The sequence below is a fragment of the Mesorhizobium sp. B1-1-5 genome (assembly GCF_006443065.1).
Taxonomy (GTDB): domain Bacteria; phylum Pseudomonadota; class Alphaproteobacteria; order Rhizobiales; family Rhizobiaceae; genus Mesorhizobium.
On the sequence record NZ_VFWS01000334.1, the window covers coordinates 1 to 1,593 of the forward strand.

Annotated in this window: 1 protein-coding gene and 2 pseudogenes; 1 reads left to right on the forward strand and 2 read right to left on the reverse strand. The window is 63.7% G+C overall.

What is annotated here, in order from left to right; genetic code table 11:
* Positions 1-782: pseudogene (gene lysK, locus FJ980_RS31055) on the reverse strand (lysine--tRNA ligase); the annotation flags it as partial.
* Between the two features lie 160 nt (positions 783-942).
* On the opposite strand from lysK, the gene FJ980_RS31060 reads away from it, so the two are divergent.
* Positions 943-1,350, forward strand: coding sequence for a tellurite resistance TerB family protein (locus FJ980_RS31060; protein WP_140547370.1), 408 nt, complete (start codon positions 943-945; stop codon positions 1,348-1,350).
* Positions 1,351-1,444: 94 nt separating this feature from the next.
* Here FJ980_RS31060 and FJ980_RS35620 read toward each other — a convergent pair.
* Positions 1,445-1,593 (reverse strand): annotated as a pseudogene (locus FJ980_RS35620) (amino acid ABC transporter); the annotation flags it as partial.

A 1,593-nucleotide genomic window follows, 5' to 3' on the forward strand; every position in this document is an offset into this window, starting at 1 on the left:
ATCTCGAAATCGACGCCAAGGGCCGCCCAGCGCATTCCGAAATCGGGCTTCCACTGCAGCTTCACCTTGCCGCCGGTAACCGGCAGCGTGGTCTCGGTACCGTCATCGTCGAAGGTGATGGTGCCCGCCCTGGCATCGACATGCTTCATGGGAACGTAGAGCACGCGGCCGCTCTTCGGCGAGATCGGCAGGAACGGGCTGTAGGTCGCCTGCCGCTCCTCTCCCAGCGTCGGCAGCATCACCGCCATGATCTGGTCGTAGCGTTCGGCCGCGCGCAACAGCATCGCGTCGAAGCGGCCGGCCTTGTAGTACTGCGTCGCGCTGGCGAACTCGTAGTCGAAGCCGAACGTGGCGAGGAAGCGGCAGAGCATCGCGTTGTTGTGGTCGGCGAAACTCGCATAATCGCCGCCGAAAGGGTTGGGCACCGAAGACAGCGGCTTGTGCAGGTGCGGCTCCAGCGCCGCGCGATCCGGCACACTGTCGGGTATCTTGCGCATGCCGTCCATGTCGTCGGAAAAGCACAGCAGCTTGGTAGCGACCTTGTCCTGCGTGATGACGCGGAAGGCATGCCGCACCATCGACGTGCGCGCCACCTCGCCGAACGTGCCGATATGCGGCAGGCCGGACGGGCCATATCCGGTTTCGAACAGCACCGTTTGCGGGAGTTCGCGGCCCTTGTAGCGCTCAATGATCTTGCGGGCTTCCTCGAACGGCCACGCCTTGCTTTCGGCCGCCGCCGTCAGCACTTCGGGATTGAGATCGATGATGTTTGATCCCGCCATGTCACTGTTTTCCAAATTAGACGCCGGCAAAGCCGCAAGTGAGGATTTTTCAACCGGTCTCTATGCGCGCCTGACCGGAGCGTCAACGAGCGCGGCGCTTTTTCCTTGCAGCGCAGGGAACGCGTTCCTACCTTCGCAGCCCGTATCGAGGAGTTGTTGAATGCCGACCCCGCATGAAGCGCTGATCTACCTGATGGTCATCACCTCCGCCTCCGACCGCGACATGACGGATGTCGAGCTGGCGCGGATCGGCGAGGTCGTCCGCTCATGGCCGGTGTTCGAGGATTTCGACCACGACCGCCTGGTTGGCGTCGCCCAGGCCTGCCAGAAGAAGCTGCATGAAAAGGGCGGGCTGGAGGGTGTCCTGGCAAGCGTGGCCGAGGCCCTGCCGGAGCGCCTGCGCGACACCGCCTATGCGGCCGCCTTCGAGGTCGCGGCCGTCGATCTCGAAATGCGGATGGAGGAGGTGCGGGTGCTCCAACTCATTCGCCTCGAGCTCGATCTCGACACGCTGACCGTCGCGGCGATCGCGCGTGCGGCCAAGGCGCGCCTGCGCACGCTGACCTGAGCGGCGACACTCAACCCGACCGGAAGAAACTGACCGGCACCGGATCAGAAAAAGCTGACCGGGACCGGATCAGAAGAAACTGACCGGGACCGGATCAGAAGAAACTGACCGGGAAATAGCGCAGGTAGAACTCGGCGAAGGTGCCTTTGATCGAGATTTCCTGCAGCGCGTAGTCGAGAGCGGCGGCCAGCGCCGGGTCATCGGATCGGGCGGCGATGGCCATGCCCGAACCCAGATATTCCG